Source organism: Rossellomorea aquimaris TF-12 (assembly GCF_001648555.1).
Taxonomy (GTDB): domain Bacteria; phylum Bacillota; class Bacilli; order Bacillales; family Bacillaceae_B; genus Rossellomorea; species Rossellomorea aquimaris.
In genome coordinates this window covers 112513-134692 of the sequence record NZ_LQXM01000029.1, presented here as the reverse complement: position 1 = coordinate 134692, position 22180 = coordinate 112513, and the positions used below count along the sequence as shown (strand labels likewise).

Sequence of the window (22180 nt, the reverse complement as noted above, 5' to 3'; positions counted from 1 at the left end):
CTAAAGAAAAGACATATGAAAAAATATAGAATAATAGATATTTTTTTCTAGTTCTCTTAATTAAAACACTATGTTTGTACCGAAAGTAAATAAAGCTAGGGATAGCCCATAAAATCCAAACTATCGAAAAAATATTTAACCAGCAAAAATAATTCATTTAATTGTTCCTCTCACTTCAGAGTGGATCTAATGGTCTTTTTTTAACGTTGTAAAAGCAAAAATTGCAATATACCCTTTATTCAACTATCCCTGTCTGTTGTTACTAACCCATAGGTTAGTACATCATTTTAATTTTGCACTTTATTATAACATTTAATAGTTAAATAATTCCAATATACAATAAAAAAACAGGCCTACTAATAGGCCTGCTAATTACCAGGTTAGATCGTGAACTACACTTTATTTCCCCTCAACCGAACGGGTTATCAGGATAAAGTATTACTTAGCTTCCACGCTCTCTGCAAGTTGAAATAGAAAGCGATAAATCATCTCATAGGCTTCAATCATGCTAAGGTCTTCCTTAAAATCAGGATGATTATTTAATGTGAAATTAAAATCCCATAGTCCATCTTCACCATTAAACAATAAATCATAGGTGGAAGAGTCTCCTTGAAGTGATTGATCTAGGTATTGTTCAATTGCATTACAGTATTTTTTTTGAAGCTTTAACCCTAGCATCACGTCATAAGTACCAAACACATCATCCATTTCTAAAGAAACAGCTTCCACTCCAATGACATTAAACCATCGTGATTCCAAATAAACAAATTCGTTTTTGTTTTCCTTCAAGTATGTAAGAGGCTTCTCCAAAAACTCTCCTGATTCTCTCCCTAAAAGCTCTTCTGTTTCTTTACTGCACCTTTCGATCGTAGCATCTTGAAATCGAGAAGTCCCACCCTCTTCATTTATTTCTTCAGATTTAATCAGTTCATGCTTTAAAGCATATTCTCGCTCTTCTTGAAACAATTTTACAGCCCCATTAGGATTATGATCCCGAGCTTCCTCAATAAATAAGATCATTTGTTTTTTTAACATTTGTACACCCTCTTCTATATTTATAACTCTATATTATCTTTATTGATTTACATGTCCAACTCTAAGTATACAGGGCAGTGATCACTTCCCAAAATATCTGAGTGAATAATCGATTCTTGTATACGATCATTCAATTGCAACGAAACAATGAAATAATCAATTCTCCAACCAATATTCCGTTCTCGAACTTTACTCATATAGGACCACCAAGTATAAGAATCGTCCTTTGTTGGATACATATACCGAAAACTGTCTATAAATCCACTATTAAGTAGAACGGTCATTTTCTCACGTTCCTCTTCTGTAAATCCTGAATTCCCTCGGTTAGATCGATCATTTTTCAAATCTATCTCTTGATGGGCCACATTCAGATCTCCACATAAAATAACAGGTTTTTGAGAATTTAATGTTACTACATATTCTCTTATTCTATCTTCCCATTGTAGACGCTCTTTAAGCCTGGATAAATCTCTTTTGGAATTTGGTGTATACACATTTACTAAAAAAAATGCATCATATTCGCAAGTGATAATTCTACCCTCAGGCTCATTTTCATTCTCTATACCATAGGAAACAGATAAAGGCTTCTTTTTCGTAAATACTGCTGTACCTGAATAGCCTTTTTTTAGGGCATAATTCCAATATTGATGGTATCCCTTTAAATCCAGATGAATCTGGCCTTCTTGTAGCTTTGATTCTTGTATACAAAAGATATCGGCATCTATTTCATGAAAAAAATCTAAAAAGCCTTTCTTCACGCAAGCTCTAATTCCGTTTACATTCCATGATACTAGCTTCATTTTATTCTCGAAAACTCCTTTTTATATAAAAAATAACCCATAGTTATACTAACATAAAAGGGGTTTTAGGTTATTGTTATATTGAAATAACAGTATAAAAAACCGTTATTATTTTAAAATAGTACTGAAGGGTAGCTTTTATTATCGTAAAATAAAAGCATGTGCTTCATTAGCACATGCTTTTAAAAATTTATTTTTTACGACCTTGTTGTTGACGGACTGATTTTTTTCTATTCATTTTACCTTTAGCGTCTGAGGGACTTTTCAATCCTCTCCCATCTCTTTTTTTAGTACTGGAGGATGGGTTCTGCTTTATTCCTTCGGTTACTCTCGAAGGTGTTTTTTCTTCTTTTACATAGGTAGAAGCTTTATTCTTATCCACTGCCTTTTTTGAAACTATTTTTGTGTTTGGTGGATTTTTCTTAGTTCTTCCCTTGTTATTTCTTTTTGATGAGGCTTTATCTTTAAGTGGGATGGTATTACCTAAATTTTGTTTTTGAATGCGACTATTCAGCGCATTTTCTATCTTATCCAATAACGGTCTTTCTTCGCTTGAATACAAAGTGTACGCTACACCTGCGGCACCTGCTCTTCCTGTACGTCCAATCCGATGAGTATAACTCTCGGCATTTTCCGGCATATCATAATTAAATACATGGGTTACTCCTTCAATATCGAGTCCTCTTGAAGCAACATCAGTAGCGATGAGAATCGGTACTTGACCTTTTCTGAAACGTTCCATTACTTCTTCTCGTTTTTCCTGAGGTATATCTCCGTGAAGCTCATCAACTTTATAACCCTTGGATTTTAGAACCTGATAGAGCTTTGACACTCTACGTTTTGTTCGACAAAAAACCACCGACTTCTCTGGTTGAAAGGCATCAATCAATTGAATGACTGTGTCCTGCTTTGCCCGATCAACGGTAAAAATCGCAAATTGATTAACTAAGGTTGAAACTTGAGCCCCCTCTATTTCAATAAACTCAGGTTTATTCAAATACTTGGTTGCCAACTTTTTAATTTCTGATGGTATAGTTGCTGAAAATAACATTGTCTGTCGTTGAGGTGGAGTTTCTCTCACTATCTCTTCTACTTTATTCAAAAATCCTATCTGAAGCATTTGGTCCGCTTCATCAATAACACAAAATGTAAGTTGGGATAATTGGAGATTTCCTCTTTTTATGTGATCTAAAAGGCGACCCGGTGTTCCTACTACAATACTGGCATTTTGTTGGAGTTGCACAATTTCATCTTCATGACTCTTGCCACCATATATCGAAAGAACTTCGAAACCCTTCATATCTTTTGTTATTTTTTTAATCTCATTTGTAATTTGAATCGCCAACTCTCTCGTAGGAGTTAGTATTAATCCTTGGATATGATGACGATTCTTTTGAGCTTTCTCCAGCATCGGCAATACATACGCATATGTTTTTCCAGTACCTGTTTGGGCCTTTGCAATTACATCCTTCCCTTTAAGGAGAGTTGGAATGACTTTTTCTTGTATAGGTGTTGGAGTGTTAATTCCGCTTTTTTTCAATATTTTGTTGACCTTATCCGAAATACCTAAAGTTAAAAATGAGTTCAATGAAAATTCCTACTTTCTATTATTGCGTTCTTGAATGAATACTCGTTTATTATAGTGAAGCTTTGATGTGAAAATAGCAAGGGACTTTTATTAAGACATGGTATTATATTGATTTATCTTATGTTTTTATTTATTTATAATACAGCACTGTTTAATCCCATTATAAAAAAGGATCCAGTAAACGGACCCTTTTTAATAGTCGTTGATTTCCGGTTCTATACTATCGAAAACCTGTTGCTGCTTTTAACTTTTCAGGAAAGCTTTAATAGATGGTGATGAGAACTGAACAGACTCCTGATGAAGTAAGGTTGTGCAGCACAATGAAGCGAATCCGCCGAACGATAGCTGCAAGCAAAACAGTTCTCCTCATCATTGCACTGCACTGATTGACAAATCCACACCAAAATTCATACAAAAAGCACAATCTTAACGCTAATTTGCATAAAGTTCAACGTTCACAATTCCTAATGAGGTCATATTTCTCCAAAAACATGTAATTTTGCAAGGCAATACACCTCTCATTAAATAAATATTATCAACTTTTGAACTTTTATTATTAAATTTTCAACGTTTATTATTAACTTTTGAACTTTTATTTTCAACTTCCCTGAACTATGGAAAGATATGATCAACTAATCGAGGGTATTATCTACAACATAGACTTATTATCAACTTTTGATACTTTTTATCAACAACCTATAGTTTTTTAAAAGGAGGATTTCTCAATGAAGCGGCATTCTAGTGTGAAATCAAAAATGTTTACGTACTTTTAAGTGGTAAGGAGAACAAAAAGAGGCGAAATCCAGTTGTCGTAACCAAAGTTATGCGACAAATAAAAACAATCCCTCGTAAACATGAATCAAATATGAAATTCTCTTAAGGTTAAGGTTAGCTGCAAAAAGCAATAATCAATCGCCTGTGCTTAAAGACATCAACCCAATAACAGCACCAGCTGGATCTTCAATCACACAAAAATCACTATCTCCCATTTTCCTTGGTCCATCAACGATTTTCCCTCCAAGGTTAACACATTTATTCGAGCTTTCTTTCACATCCTCAACATATACATACATCAACCATTGGGGAGGAAGTCTCTCATTTGAGTTGCGGGCATGACAAATACCTGTTACTACCTCATCTTGATCTTGAGTTTTAATATCATAATCATGATAACCTCCCATATCATGTTTTTCAGCTTTCCATCCAATCACTTCTGAATAAAAATCTTTAATTTCACTCGCATTTTGAACAGTGAGGTCTCGCCAAATGATTTGTCCTACCTTGAATTCATTCACTTCATTTCCCCCTAAGTTTTAGTTTTAAGTCGATAATAAAGACAGCAGCGCATGTCTCTCTGCTGTCTTATACATAAATAACTTAATCGTCTCCGTTTAAAAAGTCACCAAGTCCTCCTAGTAAACTTCCTTCACCAGTATGACGACCCCCACCTTGTGGAGCACTCGCATAAATCCTTTCAGCTAATCGACTGAAAGGAAGTGATTGAATCCAAACTGTTCCCGGACCACGAACAGTGGCAAAGAATAAACCCTCTCCACCTAAAAATGCAGATTTAATCTTACCAACGTACTCAATGTTGTAATCCACTTCTTTTGTCATAGCAACGAGGCAGCCTGTGTCTACACGTAATACTTCTCCAGGTTGCAGCTCTTTTTTATGGATTGTTCCTCCTGCATGCAAAAAGGCTAATCCGTCTCCTTCAAGTTTCTGCATTATGAACCCTTCACCACCAAAGAAACCTGTCCCTAATTTCTTTTGGAAGTCAATACCAACCGAAACACCTTTTGCAGCACAAAGGAATGAGTCCTTTTGACAGATTACTTTCCCCCCTAATTCACTTAAATCAACTGGAATGATTTTTCCAGGATAAGGAGCAGCAAAGGAAACGTGTTTCTTACCCATTCCTCCATTAGTAAAGACCGTCATAAACAAGCTTTCTCCCGTTAGTACGCGTTTACCTGCTCCAACCAATTTGCCTAAAAAGCCACCATTACCTTTTCCTTGAGAGCCATCTCCAAAAATGGTTTCCATCCCAATACCATCTTCCATCATCATCATTCCACCTGCTTCAGCAACGGCACTTTCTCCTGGATCTAGCTCTATTTCAACAAATTGCATGTCATCTCCATGCAATTTATATTCAATTTCATGTGAATTCAATTCTATTTCCTCCTTCGAATTTAGGTATACTTATCTATTCTTCATTTCATATACCTTTCCCTTCTACAAGATGATAATCAAAATATAAAAATGCACTGACATAAAGAAATATGTCAGTGCATTCTAATCATTGATTACAAACGATTCATGTTCTTCCCATAAAAAATTTCATCCATTTCCATCTTAACTTTATTCGTAATTTCTTCTTCTTCTCCGTCTGCCAACCGGTCCTTTGTATAACCAAATAAATAGTTATTTAAATCGAAATCTTTTAATTTACATTTTGTATGAAAAATGTTTTGTGGATAGACATTAACATCAATCATGTCGTATTCATCTTTAATTTCTTCCGGGATGTAATTTTGAATAGAGTTAATATCATGATCAATAAATAATTTACGTCCATTAATGTCACGTGTAAATCCGCGAACTCGATAATCCATCGTCATGATGTCTGTATCGAAGGAGTGAATAAGATAATTTAATGCTTTTAGTGGGGAAATTTCTCCACATGTAGAAACATCAATATCTGCTCGGAATGTGCTAATCCCTTCATGGGGATGGTATTCAGGGTAAGTATGAACAGTAATATGACTTTTATCAAGATGCATAGTAACCGTCGATGGAAGTGGACCCGGTGATTCATCAAAATGCTCTGTTGGTACTTCCACAATAGGACCCTCAGACACTAGAATGGTAACGCTAGCTCCTTGAGGTACATAATCTTGTTTTGAAACATTTAAAACATGAGCACCGATTATATCCGATACATGTGTGAGTATTTTGGTAAGACGATCCGCATTATATTGTTCATCTATATATTCGATATAAGCTTCCCTTTCTTCACGGGTTTTTGTATAGCATATATCATACATATTAAAACTTAATGATTTTGTAAGGTTATTAAATTCATGTAGTTGAATTCTTTCTTCATGAGATAGTTTCATTTCTGCATTTCCCCTTATATGTAAATTTAGTGTATTGGAAGTTTATCTATTCATTTATTTATGTTACCCATTGAATTCCATACTAAAACAGAACTTTTGATTGAAGAGGTATGGATTTGGGTACTTCATAATTAAATAAACATATCACTTTTTACTTCTATTCTTTTTTGGGTAAAATGGATGATAGAATGGAGTGTTAAAATATTGAGACGACTATTATTACTGACAATGATCATTATCATTGCCTATATATCCAAACCCATATGGGAGGAAAAGGTAGAAGCAACTGGATTTGATTCAGTTCTCTCCAAGATAGAAGAAGTAAAAAACAACCCGAAGGTTCAACACGCTTTTGATCAATTGTACCATGAAGTGAGTTTACTTCTAATAAAGATTGACGAATCTTTTAGGAATTTGGAAAATAAACCTTCAAAAGAAATCGATGAAATAGAAAAACCTACTTTGTCCACACCAAGTAATCAAACGTTTTCCGTTTATAATGTTGAACTTGGAGATTCGAAAAAGGACGTTGAAAAAGAAGTAGGCGCTTCTAAGAGAATTTCAAAAAATGAGTACGGAGTCTCCTGGTACACCTATCATGAAAACTACCAAAATTTTTTCATGGTTTCTTATGACGAACAAGATCAAGTGAATGGACTTTATACAAATCAGGAGCTTCTTTCTTCTTCATCAGGAATAAAGCTTGGTGTTTCAAAAGAAGCGGTTCAAAATGAGCTTGGGCGTCCCTTAAGTAAAATTAGAAAAGGACTGACTTTTTATGAACTGCAAAATAATGGTGAACATGAATTATACAAAGTAGATGGAAACTATGTAACCATCTTTTATGATAAACATGAAAATGATACCGTGACAGCAATTCAAATTTTAAAAGACAGCTTGGAGGAAAATAAGAAATCATTCTATACCTCTTCTAGTCCTGAGCTAAAGGAAGGCTTTGAATTTCAACTATTCGACCTTACGAATGCTACACGAGTTCAACACGGCTTGAATGTCCTTTCCTGGAACGAGCATGTTCGTGATACCGCACGAAAGCATAGTCTTGATATGGCAGAACAAAATTATTTCAGTCATACTAATTTAGAAGGTCAATCACCATTTAATCGTATGGAAGAAGATCAAGTTGCCTTTCGGACAGCTGGAGAAAATTTAGCTTACGGACAGATAAGTTCTATATTTGCTCATGAAGGTTTAATGAATTCAAAAGGACATCGAGAAAACATCCTTCAGCAAACATATGAACATCTAGGAATAGGTGTAGCGTTTAATGAAAAATCTCAGCCGTATTTCACCGAGAACTTTTATAGTAATTAAAGACAAAAAAGCAGGGGAAAAGAAACTTCCTCCTGCTTTTTTTCTTTATTTCTTGGGTATTTCACAACCGTTTTCATCGCAATTCAACCCATTGCTTGGTGCTAAAGATTGCAATGGAGATGATTCATTCTCTTCCTCCCACACCTTTTGGAGGGAGTTTAAAAATACTTCTGAAGGCTGTGCGCCTGAAATAGCATACTTGCGATTAATAACAAAGAACGGAACGCCTTGCACTCCAATCTGTCTTGCTTCTTCTTCATCTAAACGCACGTCTTCCGAGAAATCATTACTTTTTAATACACTTTCAGCTTGCTGACGATTTAAACCAATGCTTTCCGCTATATTAAGAAGTATATTCTTATCTCCAATGTGTTTTGAATCAGTAAAATGAGCATGCAGTAACTTTTCAGTCAGCTCAGCATCCTTCCCAACAGTCTTTGCATATTTTGTCAATCTATGGGCATCAAACGTATTAGTTGGTACATTTGTGTCAAAATTAAATGTTAACCCTACGGTTGCTGCTTGATCTGCTACATTTTTAGTCATGCCTTTCGCTTGCTCAACAGTGGTTCCATATTTTTTTGCTAAACGTTCATATATGGATGAATGTGAATGAACCTCAGCATTAGGATCTAACTCAAAGCTTTTATACTCAACTTCTACGTTTTCTTTATGAGGAAAACTGTTTAGGGCTTCTTCCAATCGACGCTTTCCTATAAAACAGAATGGACATACATAGTCTGACCATACTTCAATTTTCAATGATAACACCTCATCATAAGTATTTACATCTCCGATTTTATCATAATAGAGCTTGGTCTATCTTCTAATATGCTTATCGTCATCTTCTTGTACGTCTTTTTACCCTTGTGGCATGACATCGATCACAAATTGGAAACCCAAACGTTGGTGGCAGCTTCTTACCGCATTGTTTGCATGTACGTGTCATGCTTGTAACCTCTGTTCGTAAGCTCTCTTGAACACCATTTGCTATGTCCTCCCTCACTCGCTCCCAATAAAACGCTTCCGTCTGCCTCCCTAATCGATAGAGCATTAAAAGATGAAGTCCAACGGCTTTATAAGAGACTTCCTTCTGCTCAAGGTTTTTATTCTTTACTTGTGGCTCCGGTAATTCTTCACCATCGACAATGGCATGCATATACTCTAACCATTGCTCAGTTAACTGCTTCTCTTTCTTTGAAAAAGGAAGGTGTAAAAAGCCGTAAAGATCATTTAATGAAAGTTTTGCTTCGATGTCCGTCCCTCGAATAAGTTCATACAGCTCTCTTTCTTCAAAGAGGGAGGCTTTTTCTGTACCGTATGGGCTATCAAATTTGTCCCATAATTGGAAAAACCGCTCTAAATCATGGTAATACCGTTGGAAACGTTCAAATATTCCACTTGTTGGGGCAATTGCAAAGGTCTTTAAAGGTTGGTCATCCTGTTCTAAAAGCTGTTTCATTGCCCTAATTTCTTTCGTAAAGGCTACCTTACCTTCATCATAGATTCCTTTTCTGCCAGCTCTGCCTGCAATTTGTTTAATCTCTTGAGAAGTAAGTCTTCTCCTCCTAGTTCCATCAAATTTATCGTTTTCTAAAAAAACAATTCTACGTATAGGTAAGTTCAGTCCCATTCCGATGGCATCTGTTGCAACAATAACCTTTGTTTTTCCATTTATAAATTGCATCATCTGCTTTTTTCTTGTTTCTGGGGGCATGCTTCCGTAAATCATACTTACCTTATGCCCATAATTTTGTAGTCTTGATGCTGTATCAAGTACTTTCTTTCTTGAAAAACAAACAATGGCATCTCCTTGCCTTGTATGTCGCAGTTGAAATTCCTTCGCTTCTACCTTTAATGGAATATCCCTTTTATATCGATGAAGCTGAAAGTTACCTTCTCCTACTAATTCTAAAAGGAGTTGACGTACATTTTCACTTCCTATAATATGAACCTCTTTTGCTTTAGCTTTCGTTATCGCTTTATACCACGAAAATCCTCTGTCTTGATCTGCCAGCATTTGTGCCTCATCAACGACAATGACCTCATATTCTTCATCTTCCCGAAACATTTCAACTGTACAAGAAACATGATTGGCAGAAGGGGTTTCTTTTTCTTCTTCCCCTGTTTTTAAATTACATGGAACACCCTCATTATTTAGGTTATCGTACACTTCAAGTGCTAGAAGGCGAAGAGGCGCTAAATACATTCCACTTTTTGCACGCTTCATGCGGCTTATCGCCTGATGAGTCTTCCCTGTGTTTGTTTCCCCTATATGGAGTATATATTGAATATCCCCTCTAAATAATGGACTATATTCACGACCAAATATATCATCGATCATCCGTTCTTCTTCTTGTTGCTTTCTTTTTAATTCTGCTAATTCCTCTTCCTTTCTTCTCTCTCTCTTAGCAACATCCTCTTTGTAAATCACCAAATGAAGCTTTGGGTCAAAAGGTACTTCGATAAGTACCTGTAAGTCTTCTACATACTCTTCTTTAATCATATTTAAATAATCGGTTTGTAATAAAAGAATAAATGGATTACTCCATTTATTCAGCTTTTCAATGGAAAAATCTTCATGGAATTCTCTTTTATATGCTTGGAAGAGATCATGGGGTATGTTTTCCAAAATACGTCTATTTACAATGTCCTCAGTGTGGTAGTTAAGGAATCGTTCATAAGGATAAAAATACGTTTCATATTCCCATACCTGTCCTTGCCAATATTCACTTTTTTTGTGAATAGCTCCTGTGTATTCCTTAAAAACATCAGAAACGTTCTTGAAATCCTCCTCTTTAAGCAGTCCATCTTCCTCTAGTTTTTCCTCTAGCATATAAGGTTCGATATGTCGGAACTTATGCTTTGTTTGTAAATCATGTACAAGCTTCTTTGCAAATAGATATCTTAGTTCAAGATAAAAGGAAAGTTCCATTCCGTCTAAGAACTGTTCCATAAATGCAACGATTCTTTTTTGTGTTTGCTTTTGAATAGAAGCTTTACGCTTTTCTCTCTCTCTGCCGATGTATTGCTGTCTCACTATATGATGACGTTCCTGCCACTCATCACTAGTAGGTGAATTCTCCCTAATCCAATCAACAATTTGAAAAGGTTCAAAATTTCTTATTTCATTACGAAATAATTTATTTAATAACTTTTTATCTGTTCCTTCAACATCGTAGCCTTTCTCTCGAAGAAATGCTTTTTTATGACTGCGAAGAACATCATTTGTCACTTTGTTTAACCATACATTTGTCCACATTTGCTGAAAGAAATGGATTCTTTCTGACAAATAGTTTTCATACGATGGACATTCTTCATGTCTTTCTAAATAAGAATTCACATCTTCTTCTATTTTTCGTTTCGTTTCTTCAACGGCTTCTTCTCGTAGTATGTGAAGCTTCTTCATTGTAAAACCCCTTTAAATATATAGCCTTAATGGTTGTATGTATTCCTAGTGTATGTCATTATGAACAACTGCCATACTCACTAATTATTCATAATAGCACAAACATAAGAATTTCTGTTCTGCTATATATTCGAATCACTCCTATTTATTTTTCTATTTGATTTATTTTGAATTGCCGTCCCAACATTTTCAGTTAATTCCTTCGTTAGTTGAGGAAGTACTTTCACTAAAAATGGTTCATATAATGTTCTTCTGGAACCTTTAGGGTCTATTTGTAAATAACCTATTATTTTTGTTTGATCTGAATCTAACCTTTCAGTTTGAAAAAAACCTTTCCCTGAAAATTTAGCGTTTATCTCTTCCAGGACAAACTCAATGCCTGAAGGCTCTCTCCAATCGATAATTTCTACTTGTATATGAACTTTCTTACGCACAAATCCAACGGGAATCGTAAAAACCCAAATGGATATTGAGGTATTTATTACAGAATGACTAATGTATCCTGGTACTTGTGGTGCCCAACTACTCATATCACATACGAAATTCCAGACCTCTTCTTGAGGTGCATGAACTGAAATTGTATGGAATGCTTCTCCCATTTGATTACCTCCATCAGTCAATTTTTTCACATCGGTCCAATAGTATGATTCTTTAAGAATTTTTATTCTTTAGAGAATAGAGGTTATCTAAATCGGAATAAATTTGATAAAGTATATATGTAATGAAAACAATGATGTGAGTATGAAAGTTGACGTGAGTTATGGAGAAGTTTTTATTTTTATTTATTATTTTATTGAATATTTTACTGATTTCAATTCTTACAGGACTTCTTCTTTATTTAATCTTGAGAAAGAAGAAATACAACCGACGATTAAGAAGGAAAGAAATATTAAAGTCTAAACTAAGTCCTTATCTTCAGAACCATTTTTTACATAATGTAGAATTCAAAACCAGGATTCTACAAAATGATCCCCTCTTTTTTGAGGTACTAGAAGACCTGTTGAATCATTTTGGAATGATTATGAAGAGTGAAGAAACGGAGAATAAAACCCAGGTTATTGCTAGAGAATTCTTATCAGAGTATTATGTTGTTCGGATGAAACATCCACGCTGGAGCATTCGTATGAATACGTTATTCCAAATAGAGGATTTCCGAATAGATACCTTTCGTCCTAACCTTTGGAATCGTTTTGAAGAATTAAGTAACAATGATGCTATTGAAAGAATGCAAATTATCAAAACATTAGCATCACTTCAAGACCATAAATTAATATCATTTTTATTAGTATCGCCACATCCCTTTTCTAAAGTTGAGTATAAAGAAGTATTACGAAGATTGAACGATAATGTATTAATATCATTTATCGACTCTTTTTCTAAGCTTTATGAGCCTTTTCAAATTGCATTAATTGAATTTATAGGAGAACAAAACGACATACATTATTTACCTTTTGTTGAAGCTCAAGTAAATAACCCTTCATTAGAGATGCGTTTATCCACTATGAAAACCCTATCTTCATTAGGATATATGAATGACTATAATAAAATTTTACCACTATCAAAATCGACCAATTGGGAAGAAAGAATGATTTTTGCCAGACTTTGTGGCTCTATAAAGAAAGAACGCTCAAAGTCAACTCTCATTCAGTTATTAGAAGATGAGAGTTGGTTTGTACGCAATGCTGCCGGAGAAGCACTCTCGCAATATAATGATGGGAACTACATTCTCACACATATTGTTCAATCTCATCAAGATCCCTTTGCAAAGGATATGGCATTACAATGGCTAGAAAGAAGTGAGGATAAAGAATGATAGTTCAACTAATGGGAGTCTTATCCTGGATATTTATAGGGTATATGAGTATGGTCTTTCTTTTTTATATAGTGATGTTCATCATTTCAGCGAAACAATTACGAAGTCAATATGAACTAAATTCTAAGGAACCTTATGAGGATATTGAAAACTCAATTGATACAAAGCCAATAACTATTATTGTGCCTGCCTACAACGAGGAAGTTGGCATTTATAATAGTGTTCGCTCTCTATTAAGTGTTAATTATCCTCAATTTGAGATTGTCGTTGTAAATGACGGTTCAAAGGATAATACTGTCAATGTAATGATAGAGAATTTTGAAATGACTCCAATAAAAAAAGTAGTAAGAAAAATTTTAGATACAAAAGATGTGAAAGCTACTTATCAATCTTCCCTTTATGAGAATGTGTTTCTCGTTGATAAGGAAAATGGTGGGAAGGCAGATGCATTAAATGCAGGAATAAACTTCTCTCATTATCCTTATATATGTTCATTGGATGGTGATTCAATATTAGAACAAGATGCTTTTTTAAAAGTTATGAAGCCAATCATTGATACGAATGGTGAAGTAATAGCTGTTGGTGGCAGCATTCGAATTGCCAATGGATGTACGATTGAGCGTGGGGAAGTAATGGAGATTGGGTTATCCAAAAACCCATTTGTAACCATGCAGGTAATAGAATATCTACGTGCTTTCCTTATGGGCAGAATTGGTTTGAGCAGACACAACTTGTTGTTAATTATTTCTGGTGCATTTGGCATTTTTCATAAGGAATCTTTATTGAGCATTGGTGGATATCGAAGGAATACCGTAGGCGAAGATATGGATTTAGTCGTTCGTCTTCACCGACTTATAAAAGAAAAAAAACAGAAAAAGAAAATTGTCTACGTCCCTGATCCTGTTTGCTGGACAGAAGCCCCAGAGAACATTTCGACTTTAAAGAAACAACGAAATAGATGGCATAGGGGGTTGTTTGAAGTTATTTGGACTCATAAATCCATGATTTTTAATCCGAAGTATGGTTTAGTGGGAATGGTTTCGATGCCATACTTTGTTATCATTGAGTTTTTTAGTGTATTTATTGAATTATTAGGTTACATTATTCTGATATTTGGCATGTTATTTTCTTTCATTCACATTGATCTTGCTATTCTTTTATTTTCTCTAGCATTTTTGTATGGATCCATTCTTTCAATAAGTGCCGTTCTTCTAGAAGAGTGGAGTTTGAGGAAATACCCAAAAGTAAGCCATATTATCAAACTATTCTTTTATGCATTATCTGAAACGTTTTGGTATCGTCCTCTTACTGTTTTGTGGAGGGCACAAGGGTTTATGCAAGTGTTAACCAAGCAGCAAGGTTGGGGAGAAATGACGCGAAAGGGAATTTCTAAATAATTTCAGTTTACTTCATAGAGGTGAAACAGGATGGACAAATACCAACAACTATTTATACAGAAAATTAAGAGTACACTCTTGAATTGGCAAGAAAGAGAATATATTTCTAGTCCAGAACTTTACCGTTTACTACACTCCATTAGAGGAACAGCTTCTACTATTGGCCTAGTTGATTTTAGTAATATTGCAGACGAACTCCTAGGATATCTAGACGAAAATTCACGTAGCACATGGGAAAAGGAAAAATGGAAAAAATTCACCTTGCCCCTTCTCTCCTTCTTTGAGAATCAAGGACAAATGGAAAATGACAAATCAAATGAGATTTCAACAAGAAATAATACAAGTAAGTTGATGGTATTAATAGACGAGAATACATCCACCCTAACTCATGGGAAATGTCTATTTGAATCCGATGGTTGGGTTGTATATGTTGTCAATAATAGCGAAGAGATTAGCCAAAAACTGAAGGATCATCACCCTGATTGTATTGTGATTGATTTTCACACCTTTAAAAATAAACAAATAAATATAGAGAATATAAAAAAAGAAGCTTATCATTCCATTACGCCGATTTTTCTAATAAACGGACCTGATTCATCTACTTTTAGAAAGCAAGCCTATTCATCTGGAATAGTGGACTATTTACAGTCCTCAATCGATGATGAAGAGCTTTTCATAAGGATTAACAATAAAATCACAATAGTAGAGCAATACCAATTACAGTCATATAAAGACCCAGCTGGGACAATAAAAAAAAGGAATCGTTTATCTAAATCGACGACTAAAGTTCTACATATCGGAATTATTGATGATGATCCCGTTATACAGCAAGTACTAAAAGATTACTTCAATCGATTTTCTTTTGATGGGTTCTCTATTGACATTCGAACTTTTAGAGAAGGTGAATCCTTTTTTACAGATGAGTGGTTCAAGCAGGAAGGAAATTTTATTATATTACTGGATGGCATTATGCCAAGGATGGACGGATATGAAGTATTAAAAAGAATTCGTCGTGATTTCCCTCATCGAAACGTCATGATTATCATGCTCACTGCACGAAAAAACGAAAAAGATATTATTAAAGCATTAGAACTTGGAGCAGATGATTATTTAACAAAGCCATTTAATATTAGAGAGTTAGAAGCAAGGGTACGTAGACTTGCAATGCGAATGATATAAGCAGTAAAAATCTTCACTTCATGAAGTGAAGATTTTCTTTATTTCCATTGGGAGATTAATGGCAACAATTCACGTAACTGACTGATTTCATAATCAGGGATGACTTTGTCCAGCTTTTTATTTTCCCGATTAACCCATACCGTTTTTATCCCCATTCTGGATGCTCCGAGAATATCAGTCATTAAATTATCACCAACCATTATGACTTCATCATTCTGTAAGGAGATGCTTTCAAGAGCTTGTTGAAACATTTCTGTCTCTGGCTTCCCTCTTCCGACTTTTCCTGAAATAATAATTTCTTTAAAATATGGTTGGAGTTCCGGAGTTATACCGAGTTTTGTGTTCTGCAGTTGAGGCGATCCATTGGTTAATAGCATAAGGTCATACTTGTCCTTTAAGGCGTCTAAAATATAGAATGTATCTTCATATACGTAAGGACGTTTTTTTCTTTCTTTACGGAAATATTCAGCTAATTCCTTTCCTAACTGTCTATCATTGATTCCTATGGAGGTGAGTCCTTGTGTCCATGCTTCTTCCCTGTAAGAAGGTACCAATTCTTTCAATTTACTAAATTGCTCATGATGATCATCATCAAAATCTCCCCATAAACCTTCAAACGGATTAATTCCTATCATTTTCGTGAATTTGTATGTTTCATAAGAAGAATACAGTTCCCTGGCTCTTATGCGAACATTTATTTCCAGTTGTTCTGGATCCAAATCTACCTTTTCACTTGCGTAGAGGCATGTGGATTGAAACGCTTCAGCAATACTTCTGGAATCCCATAATAGTGTGTCATCTAAATCAAAGAATATTCCTTTAATCATCAAGTCCTCCCCTTTCACTTAGTACCAAAATCAATTGCTTACAATAAGGTTACTAGTAATGTATTTAATAGTAAACAAAATTTGCTCTTGTCGTTATTTTATTGAATTTTAGGGAAAATAAAAATAAAACAGTTTAAAAAGGAGATGATGAATATGTGGATTGTCTATGCGAGTATCGGGTTAGTGGTGATCAGTATTATCATATTAAGTTTCACGCTGATTCAAACATTAAAAACAACGAGACCAATGATCAACAATATGAATCAAACTGTACTAAACATCCAAAACAGTATAGATGGAATTAATTCAGAAGCCAATCAACTACAAGCTACTCAAGTAGAAATACAAGAGGACATTGAAGATAAAAAGTTGGCAATTACAAATACAATCAATGAAGTAAAGCAAACACCTAATGTTTTGAAAGAATTTATGAAGAGTATGAAAAAATAAGAGGAAGCATCCTATATCTAGGATGTTTCTCAAGTAAATAAGTTTACATAATAATATTATGGTAATTCGTTGTTGTATTAAGAGCATGATTTGGAGAAAAGATCATCTCATGATACACTTATTTATGCCCTTCTCGAACATTCGCTTGTTGCGGGACACTTAACCATGTACGGACGGGAAGGGCCTTGAATTCAATAAAAAAACAGCGGTAAAAGGACACTTTCCCTTTTCACCGCTGTTTTTTACTATTTAATGATAAAAAGTCAGCACCATCAATGGTACTGACTTAAATAACATTTTTAGAGCCACAGTTGCCGTAATTTGAGATAAGAAAGTTTTAAACCACCACTCCTCAAAGTGGGTGTTTGCAGAAGTATTCCTGTCGTCCTCAATCGAGGAGGCTTGACATTCCAACTTCGATGTAAAACTCCCTATTACAGTTTAAAGGTTAAAACTTCGTTATGATTACGTACAACGCAGCCTGTATTTAGTATAATACAACATCTTCTAAACAATTTCAAGTGAAGAGGGACGGACCTTTAACAAAGGTCCGTCCTCTCTCATGACTGATTTTATGCGTCAAATACTTCTACTTTTTCCATTACATCACCATTACGCATGGAATTAACTATATCCATTCCAGAAGTTACTTTTCCGAAAACAGTATGAACTCCGTTTAGATGAGGCTGTGGATCATGTACGATAAAGAACTGACTTCCGCCTGTATCTTTTCCTGCATGTGCCATTGATAGAGATCCAGCTTCATGTTTATGTGGATTTCCTTCAGTTTCACACTTGATTGTATATCCAGGTCCACCCATTCCACTTCCATTTGGGCATCCACCCTGACTTACAAACCCCGGAATAACACGGTGAAAGTTAAGTCCGTCATAGAAGCCTTCTTTTGCTAATTTTTCGAAGTTTTCAACCGTTCCAGGTGCTTCATTTGGAAATAAATCAAATTCAATTTTTTCACCTGTTTGGAATTGTATGTATCCTTTTTTCGCCATACTTAACACTCCTCTTCATAATAAGGTCAAACAATATAATATCATTGTACATTTCTAATGTCACTTTATTCACACAACAAACTTTCATATTTTAGCTATATTGATGTGATTTTTCAGATTGTATACACTTGTCCATTCACCTTTCCTCTTCCCTTCATATACTAATACAGATAAATGATTTAAAAAATGTACATGATAGGAGGTAACACTATGATTGGTGAAATGCTTAATGGTATTGCGATACATCCTCAACTGACCATTTTAGTTCCAGCTCTATGGGTATTGGGATTTGTTTTAAAGAAAACGCCTCGTATTCCTGATTGGTTGATAATATGGATTCTACTCCTTGTAGGGGTAGCTGCAAGTGTATGGCATTTAGGGTTTGACCTTAATGGAATTGCCAATGGGTTCATCGCGACTGGCGCAGCTATAACAACCCATCAATCAATCAAACAAACTTTTTTTTCTAGAGTAAACGATCCTAAAAAAGGAGAAGAATAGATTTTGAAGAAAATAGACTAAAAAAAAAGATGCCTTGTTTACTCCCTTTCCAGGGAGCAATTCCCAAAGCATCTTCCTATACAGTCCTCCTACATTTAGGATTTCTCCATTACGTCGATGAATTCTCTCATATAATCAGGTAGATCCGGGGGACGACGACTAGAGACAATATGACCATCCACTACCACTGGCTCATTTATCCAAGATGCTCCTGCATTTTCCATATCGTCTTTGATACCAGGAGTACTTGTCACTTTTACTCCATCAAGTATTTTAGCTGAGATAAGCACCCAACCAGCATGGCAAATCTGTCCAATCGGTTTCTTATCTTTATTCATAGACTGTACCAATTTTATCACATCTTCATAACGACGTAACTTATCTGGCGACCATCCACCAGGTACTAAAATGGCGTCATAATCTTCAGGGTTTATATCCTTAAAGGAATATTCAGATGTTATAGGAACACCATATTTACCAATATACTCTTCCTCTGCCTTCTCCCCTACAATATGTACTGTTGCACCTTCTTCACGAAGTCGTAACACAGGGTACCACAATTCTAAGTCTTCGAAATCACCACTGACAAGCTGAATAATCTTCTTATCTTTTAGTTTCATTTTTTCACTCCTTAGTTTGTTGTTCCTAATGTTCATTGTCTAAGGTTAGTTCAAATAATGCAACTAATTAACTTAGTTATAGGGACTGTACTTTTTGATTGCTTTGATAATCGTTTGTGTTTGAAAGTATGAGACAACGATTGCAACAACTGTCATGAACGATCCCATCAAATATATTATGCCTTGTATTTGTTTAGATGATATTTTTTTCATGGAGCTCACCTTACCTCTATATAGTCGTATTCTATTGTTTTTTTTCATCCTACTTCTATTATTCCAATATCTATAAGAACTATGAATACATGTGTAAATCAAACAATAATAGAGGTCCGTCCCTCATACATAACTCTTAAACGATCTGCATATGCTGAATTGTTATGGTTGCATTATTTTTTTTAGAAAGAGAGGTGATTTGATGGGTGATTCAAGTGGGATACATTGTCATTCATGTGAAGCGGTCTGTGCTTTGCCTTTTTGTGCCCAGACAAATGATGTTGCTCCTTCCTTTACTGCGGAAGCTTATTTTAATCAATCGAATAAAATTGGAAGGGTCAGTTTAGATCAATACAAAGGAAGTTGGGTTGTGTTATTTTTTTATTCGAGTGATTTTACTTTTGTTTGACCTACTGAATTGGCAGCGGTCGCTGCTATTTATTCTCAATTTCAAACTCTACAAGCCCAAGTACTTGCCATTAGCACCGATAGTGTTTATTCACACAAAGTATTTACTGAAGTTTCTCCCTCGGCTTCCAAAATCGTTTTCCCTTTAATTAGTGATAGAAATCATAAAATTAGTAAAGCCTACCATGTTTTAAACGAACGTACTGGTGCGACATTTAGAGCTACTATCATCATTGATCCAGATGGAATGATATCATCAAGGTGGATCAATCCACCTGAAATGGGTAGGAATATCTTTGAAATAGTAAGGATTTTACAAGGGATTCAATTTGCCAGGCAAACAGGAACAGGTATCCCTGCAAACTGGTTACCAAATCAGTCAGGAATAAAAAAGGATCCCGATTTAATAGGAAAAATATAAAACCAGGAACCAATAAATAAATTGGTCCTGGTTTTATATTACTCTTCTAAGAGTTTAATGATGGCTTGAGTCCCACTATTTTCTTCACCTTTTAGAGCCAGCTCTTCATACATAGAAAGGGCTAATTCTAATCCCGGAGTTTTAATTCCCATTTCCTTAGCAGATTCCAAGGCAATTTTGAGGTCTTTAATAAAATGTTTAACATAAAAACCAGGAGTGAAATCTTCTTGAATCATTCTTGGTACAAGATTAGAGAGAGACCAGCTTCCAGCAGCCCCGGAAGTAATACTCTTTAATACAGTATCTGGATTCAATCCCGACTTCTTAGCATATACGAGTGCTTCACTCACACCAATCATATTGGAAGCAATGGTGATTTGGTTACACATCTTCGTATGTTGGCCAGCCCCCGACTCCCCTTGATATATGACGTTTGTACCTAACAGGTTAAGAAGTGGTTTTACTTTTTCAAATTGCTCAAGTTCTCCTCCAACCATAATGGAAAGCTTACCTTCTCTAGCACCTATATCTCCTCCTGATACTGGTGCATCTAAAGTGAATATCCCTCTCTCTGAACCGATTTTATGTATTTTCCTAGCCAGTGTTGGAGATGAGGTTGTCATATCAATTAATATACAACCTGTTTTGCAATTATGTATGATTCCTTCCTCTCCAAGGTAAAGATTCTCTACATCTGAAGGATATCCTACCATTGTGATTATGATATGTGAACGTTCTGCAACATCCTTAGGTGTACTCCCCCAATTTGCACCTTCTTTTAGTAAATCCTCGGCCTTTTTCTTTGTTCGATTATAAATGACCACCTCGTATCCTCCAAGGAGCAAATGTCTGACCATGCTTTTCCCCATTACACCAGTTCCAATGAAACCTATGACTGCTTTTTCATCTTTAAATTTCGTCAAAGTATCCATCCTCCTTTTCTTCGTAGATATATTTTCAACTAGATGCAGGATTTTGTCCATTATCATCTCTCTTTCTCCTGAGCTCCTTCATACATCCATTTCCAATATTTAGATATATCTACATGTTTAATTTTTTGTACTCCGGGAAAATAACGTACTAACAAAGAAATATTCAAACTGAGTCATCGTAATGAAATGATAGGAGGAATAAGAAATGAAAATGAATAAAACTTTATTAGTCAGTGCAGCAACAGTAACTGCCGGATCTCTAGGATTGATATTATCATCAAAAGAAAATAGAAACCATTTACACAACATGAAGGAAGGCGTCGTAACAAAATTAAAAAAGAGAAAGAAAGAGGATTTACCTGTTGAGAAGGGTGGAAATCCAGATCCCTCAAATATTGAAGACAACTCTATGGTAAGTGAAGGCGCAATGACTTCTGTTCAATATTATAACGAACAAAAACAAAGCTAAGATACTAAAAAAGGCTGAACACTAGAACGTTCTAATGTTCAGCCTTTTTTATATGGCTTTTTCTCAAGTGGATTTTTTTTAATCTAAATTTATCTATTAGCATCTCTGTTCACTACTATTCACTTCTATCTTGATCATAAAAAGTAGCAAAAAAGAGTCATTTATTTCATTGATAAAAAATAGATGGTCACAAATAGTAATATGATGGTGGCAACAGCTGCAACCATTTTCACAAATTTATCTGCTGATGTATAGGTCTGAGAATTGATATGTTTTCTTGTCCGGTAGTAATTCATAGTAGATCCTATAATTACCGATAAACCAATAATAAGACTTACTCCACTAATGGCAAGGGATATTTTATCTTGTAATGGATTACTTTGAGGAGAATTATAATGTAAGCTTGTGGTTAAAAAACCAATTCCTATAATTGCAATTGCCGTTCGAATCCAGGCTAAAAAAGTTCGTTCATTTGCTAAATGCTGCTGAATGTATTTAAATTCACTTGTATCATTCATACTGTTTCCACTTCCTTGCTTTATTGCTCTGTAAGAAGATTATTTCTATTGATTGGCCACGACTTTTGAAAGTCGTGGCCAACAATTAACATTTCAAAATATATTTCCACATTTATTTAAGCTAAGGCCCTCA

The 22180-nt window shown here is 35.0% G+C and carries 22 protein-coding genes and 1 other RNA gene; 8 read left to right on the top strand and 15 right to left on the bottom strand.

Annotated elements, in window-relative coordinates; translation table 11 throughout:
• Nucleotides 1-438 precede the first annotated feature (438 nt).
• From IQI_RS14175 to speD, 6 genes are all read right to left on the bottom strand, one after another.
• Complete coding sequence (locus IQI_RS14175) at nucleotides 439-1035, bottom strand: hypothetical protein (RefSeq protein ID WP_064093306.1); 597 nt, start codon at nucleotides 1033-1035, stop codon at nucleotides 439-441.
• Between the two features lie 47 nt (nucleotides 1036-1082).
• Nucleotides 1083-1835 (bottom strand): exodeoxyribonuclease III, encoded by a 753-nt coding sequence (locus IQI_RS14170; RefSeq protein ID WP_064093305.1) that lies wholly within the window; start codon nucleotides 1833-1835, stop codon nucleotides 1083-1085.
• A 190-nt stretch (nucleotides 1836-2025) separates the two neighbouring features.
• On the bottom strand, nucleotides 2026-3423 hold the full coding sequence (locus tag IQI_RS14165) for a DEAD/DEAH box helicase (RefSeq protein ID WP_064093304.1): 1398 nt from the start codon (nucleotides 3421-3423) through the stop codon (nucleotides 2026-2028).
• Nucleotides 3424-4331: 908 nt separating this feature from the next.
• Nucleotides 4332-4718: a VOC family protein gene (locus tag IQI_RS14160; protein WP_064093303.1), complete on the bottom strand. Its 387-nt coding sequence runs from the start codon at nucleotides 4716-4718 to the stop codon at nucleotides 4332-4334.
• Between the two features lie 82 nt (nucleotides 4719-4800).
• A complete protein-coding gene (locus IQI_RS14155; protein ID WP_064093302.1) occupies nucleotides 4801-5601 on the bottom strand; it encodes a TIGR00266 family protein in 801 nt (266 codons plus the stop codon).
• A 134-nt stretch (nucleotides 5602-5735) separates the two neighbouring features.
• Nucleotides 5736-6548: an adenosylmethionine decarboxylase gene (gene speD / locus IQI_RS14150; RefSeq protein WP_064093301.1), complete on the bottom strand. Its 813-nt coding sequence runs from the start codon at nucleotides 6546-6548 to the stop codon at nucleotides 5736-5738.
• Between the two features lie 204 nt (nucleotides 6549-6752).
• Here speD and IQI_RS14145 point away from each other — a divergent pair, with 204 nt between their 5' ends.
• A complete protein-coding gene (locus tag IQI_RS14145; RefSeq protein ID WP_231893429.1) occupies nucleotides 6753-7880 on the top strand; it encodes a CAP domain-containing protein in 1128 nt (375 codons plus the stop codon).
• A gap of 45 nt (nucleotides 7881-7925) precedes the next feature.
• Here IQI_RS14145 and IQI_RS14140 read toward each other — a convergent pair whose 3' ends face one another.
• The 3 genes from IQI_RS14140 to IQI_RS14130 form a co-directional block, all read right to left on the bottom strand.
• Nucleotides 7926-8642 (bottom strand): DsbA family oxidoreductase, encoded by a 717-nt coding sequence (locus IQI_RS14140; RefSeq protein WP_064093299.1) that lies wholly within the window; start codon nucleotides 8640-8642, stop codon nucleotides 7926-7928.
• A 79-nt stretch (nucleotides 8643-8721) separates the two neighbouring features.
• Complete coding sequence (locus IQI_RS14135) at nucleotides 8722-11289, bottom strand: helicase-related protein (protein WP_064093298.1); 2568 nt, start codon at nucleotides 11287-11289, stop codon at nucleotides 8722-8724.
• Between the two features lie 122 nt (nucleotides 11290-11411).
• The gene (locus tag IQI_RS14130; RefSeq protein WP_064093297.1) at nucleotides 11412-11888 is read right to left on the bottom strand and encodes a CoxG family protein; all 477 of its coding nucleotides are present in this window, start codon (nucleotides 11886-11888) and stop codon (nucleotides 11412-11414) included.
• Nucleotides 11889-12049: 161 nt separating this feature from the next.
• Here IQI_RS14130 and IQI_RS14125 point away from each other — a divergent pair, with 161 nt between their 5' ends.
• Genes IQI_RS14125 through IQI_RS14115 form a run of 3 tightly spaced genes read left to right on the top strand, consistent with a single transcriptional unit; the run spans nucleotide 12050 to nucleotide 15678 of the window.
• Nucleotides 12050-13102: a HEAT repeat domain-containing protein gene (locus IQI_RS14125; protein WP_064093296.1), complete on the top strand. Its 1053-nt coding sequence runs from the start codon at nucleotides 12050-12052 to the stop codon at nucleotides 13100-13102.
• A complete protein-coding gene (locus tag IQI_RS14120; protein ID WP_408007567.1) occupies nucleotides 13099-14499 on the top strand; it encodes a glycosyltransferase family 2 protein in 1401 nt (466 codons plus the stop codon). The genes IQI_RS14125 and IQI_RS14120 overlap by 4 nt, the downstream gene beginning before the upstream one ends.
• A gap of 30 nt (nucleotides 14500-14529) precedes the next feature.
• Complete coding sequence (locus tag IQI_RS14115) at nucleotides 14530-15678, top strand: response regulator (protein WP_064093295.1); 1149 nt, start codon at nucleotides 14530-14532, stop codon at nucleotides 15676-15678.
• 38 nt (nucleotides 15679-15716) lie between these two features.
• Here the strand turns inward: IQI_RS14115 and IQI_RS14110 are convergent, their stop codons facing one another.
• The gene (locus IQI_RS14110) at nucleotides 15717-16505 is read right to left on the bottom strand and encodes an HAD family hydrolase (RefSeq protein ID WP_064093294.1); all 789 of its coding nucleotides are present in this window, start codon (nucleotides 16503-16505) and stop codon (nucleotides 15717-15719) included.
• A 153-nt stretch (nucleotides 16506-16658) separates the two neighbouring features.
• Between IQI_RS14110 and IQI_RS14105 the strand changes: the two genes are divergently transcribed.
• Nucleotides 16659-16955, top strand: coding sequence for a DUF948 domain-containing protein (locus IQI_RS14105; protein ID WP_064093293.1), 297 nt, complete (start codon nucleotides 16659-16661; stop codon nucleotides 16953-16955).
• A gap of 298 nt (nucleotides 16956-17253) precedes the next feature.
• On the opposite strand, the gene ssrS is transcribed toward IQI_RS14105, so the two are convergent.
• Both ssrS and IQI_RS14095 read right to left on the bottom strand, forming a co-directional pair.
• A non-coding RNA gene (ssrS, locus tag IQI_RS14100) (6S RNA) lies at nucleotides 17254-17441 on the bottom strand.
• An 86-nt stretch (nucleotides 17442-17527) separates the two neighbouring features.
• Nucleotides 17528-17965, bottom strand: a complete 438-nt coding sequence (locus tag IQI_RS14095; RefSeq protein ID WP_064093292.1) for a peptidylprolyl isomerase — start codon at nucleotides 17963-17965, stop codon at nucleotides 17528-17530.
• 210 nt (nucleotides 17966-18175) lie between these two features.
• Between IQI_RS14095 and IQI_RS14090 the strand changes: the two genes are divergently transcribed.
• Nucleotides 18176-18466 (top strand): phage holin family protein, encoded by a 291-nt coding sequence (locus IQI_RS14090; RefSeq protein ID WP_231893428.1) that lies wholly within the window; start codon nucleotides 18176-18178, stop codon nucleotides 18464-18466.
• A 95-nt stretch (nucleotides 18467-18561) separates the two neighbouring features.
• Here the strand turns inward: IQI_RS14090 and IQI_RS14085 are convergent, their stop codons facing one another.
• Complete coding sequence (locus IQI_RS14085; RefSeq protein WP_064093291.1) at nucleotides 18562-19086, bottom strand: type 1 glutamine amidotransferase domain-containing protein; 525 nt, start codon at nucleotides 19084-19086, stop codon at nucleotides 18562-18564.
• Between the two features lie 415 nt (nucleotides 19087-19501).
• Here IQI_RS14085 and IQI_RS14075 point away from each other — a divergent pair, with 415 nt between their 5' ends.
• Nucleotides 19502-20128: a peroxiredoxin gene (locus IQI_RS14075; RefSeq protein ID WP_082892727.1), complete on the top strand. Its 627-nt coding sequence runs from the start codon at nucleotides 19502-19504 to the stop codon at nucleotides 20126-20128.
• A 38-nt stretch (nucleotides 20129-20166) separates the two neighbouring features.
• Here IQI_RS14075 and IQI_RS14070 read toward each other — a convergent pair whose 3' ends face one another.
• The gene (locus tag IQI_RS14070; protein WP_064093288.1) at nucleotides 20167-21051 is read right to left on the bottom strand and encodes an NAD(P)-dependent oxidoreductase; all 885 of its coding nucleotides are present in this window, start codon (nucleotides 21049-21051) and stop codon (nucleotides 20167-20169) included.
• Nucleotides 21052-21265: 214 nt separating this feature from the next.
• On the opposite strand from IQI_RS14070, the gene IQI_RS14065 reads away from it, so the two are divergent.
• Entirely contained in the window at nucleotides 21266-21529 is a 264-nt protein-coding gene (locus tag IQI_RS14065; protein ID WP_231893427.1) for a hypothetical protein, read from the top strand.
• A 161-nt stretch (nucleotides 21530-21690) separates the two neighbouring features.
• Here the strand turns inward: IQI_RS14065 and IQI_RS14060 are convergent, their stop codons facing one another.
• Nucleotides 21691-22047, bottom strand: a complete 357-nt coding sequence (locus IQI_RS14060; RefSeq protein WP_064093287.1) for a YidH family protein — start codon at nucleotides 22045-22047, stop codon at nucleotides 21691-21693.
• Nucleotides 22048-22180: the final 133 nt, after the last annotated feature.

Bases quoted from the DNA above. Each gene is read 5' to 3' on its own strand.
- IQI_RS14135 (WP_064093298.1), bottom strand. From the start codon at position 11,289: ATGAAGAAGCTTCACATACTACGAGAAGAAGCCGTTGAAGAAACGAAA.
- IQI_RS14115 (WP_064093295.1), top strand. From the start codon at position 14,530: ATGGACAAATACCAACAACTATTTATACAGAAAATTAAGAGTACACTC.
- IQI_RS14105 (WP_064093293.1), top strand. From the start codon at position 16,659: ATGTGGATTGTCTATGCGAGTATCGGGTTAGTGGTGATCAGTATTATC.
- IQI_RS14170 (WP_064093305.1), bottom strand. From the start codon at position 1,835: ATGAAGCTAGTATCATGGAATGTAAACGGAATTAGAGCTTGCGTGAAG.
- IQI_RS14095 (WP_064093292.1), bottom strand. From the start codon at position 17,965: ATGGCGAAAAAAGGATACATACAATTCCAAACAGGTGAAAAAATTGAA.
- IQI_RS14060 (WP_064093287.1), bottom strand. From the start codon at position 22,047: ATGAATGATACAAGTGAATTTAAATACATTCAGCAGCATTTAGCAAAT.
- IQI_RS14125 (WP_064093296.1), top strand. From the start codon at position 12,050: ATGGAGAAGTTTTTATTTTTATTTATTATTTTATTGAATATTTTACTG.
- IQI_RS14130 (WP_064093297.1), bottom strand. From the start codon at position 11,888: ATGGGAGAAGCATTCCATACAATTTCAGTTCATGCACCTCAAGAAGAG.
- IQI_RS14065 (WP_231893427.1), top strand. From the start codon at position 21,266: ATGAAAATGAATAAAACTTTATTAGTCAGTGCAGCAACAGTAACTGCC.
- IQI_RS14175 (WP_064093306.1), bottom strand. From the start codon at position 1,035: ATGTTAAAAAAACAAATGATCTTATTTATTGAGGAAGCTCGGGATCAT.
- speD (WP_064093301.1), bottom strand. From the start codon at position 6,548: ATGAAACTATCTCATGAAGAAAGAATTCAACTACATGAATTTAATAAC.
- IQI_RS14120 (WP_408007567.1), top strand. From the start codon at position 13,099: ATGATAGTTCAACTAATGGGAGTCTTATCCTGGATATTTATAGGGTAT.
- IQI_RS14110 (WP_064093294.1), bottom strand. From the start codon at position 16,505: ATGATTAAAGGAATATTCTTTGATTTAGATGACACACTATTATGGGAT.
- IQI_RS14085 (WP_064093291.1), bottom strand. From the start codon at position 19,086: ATGAAACTAAAAGATAAGAAGATTATTCAGCTTGTCAGTGGTGATTTC.
- IQI_RS14090 (WP_231893428.1), top strand. From the start codon at position 18,176: ATGATTGGTGAAATGCTTAATGGTATTGCGATACATCCTCAACTGACC.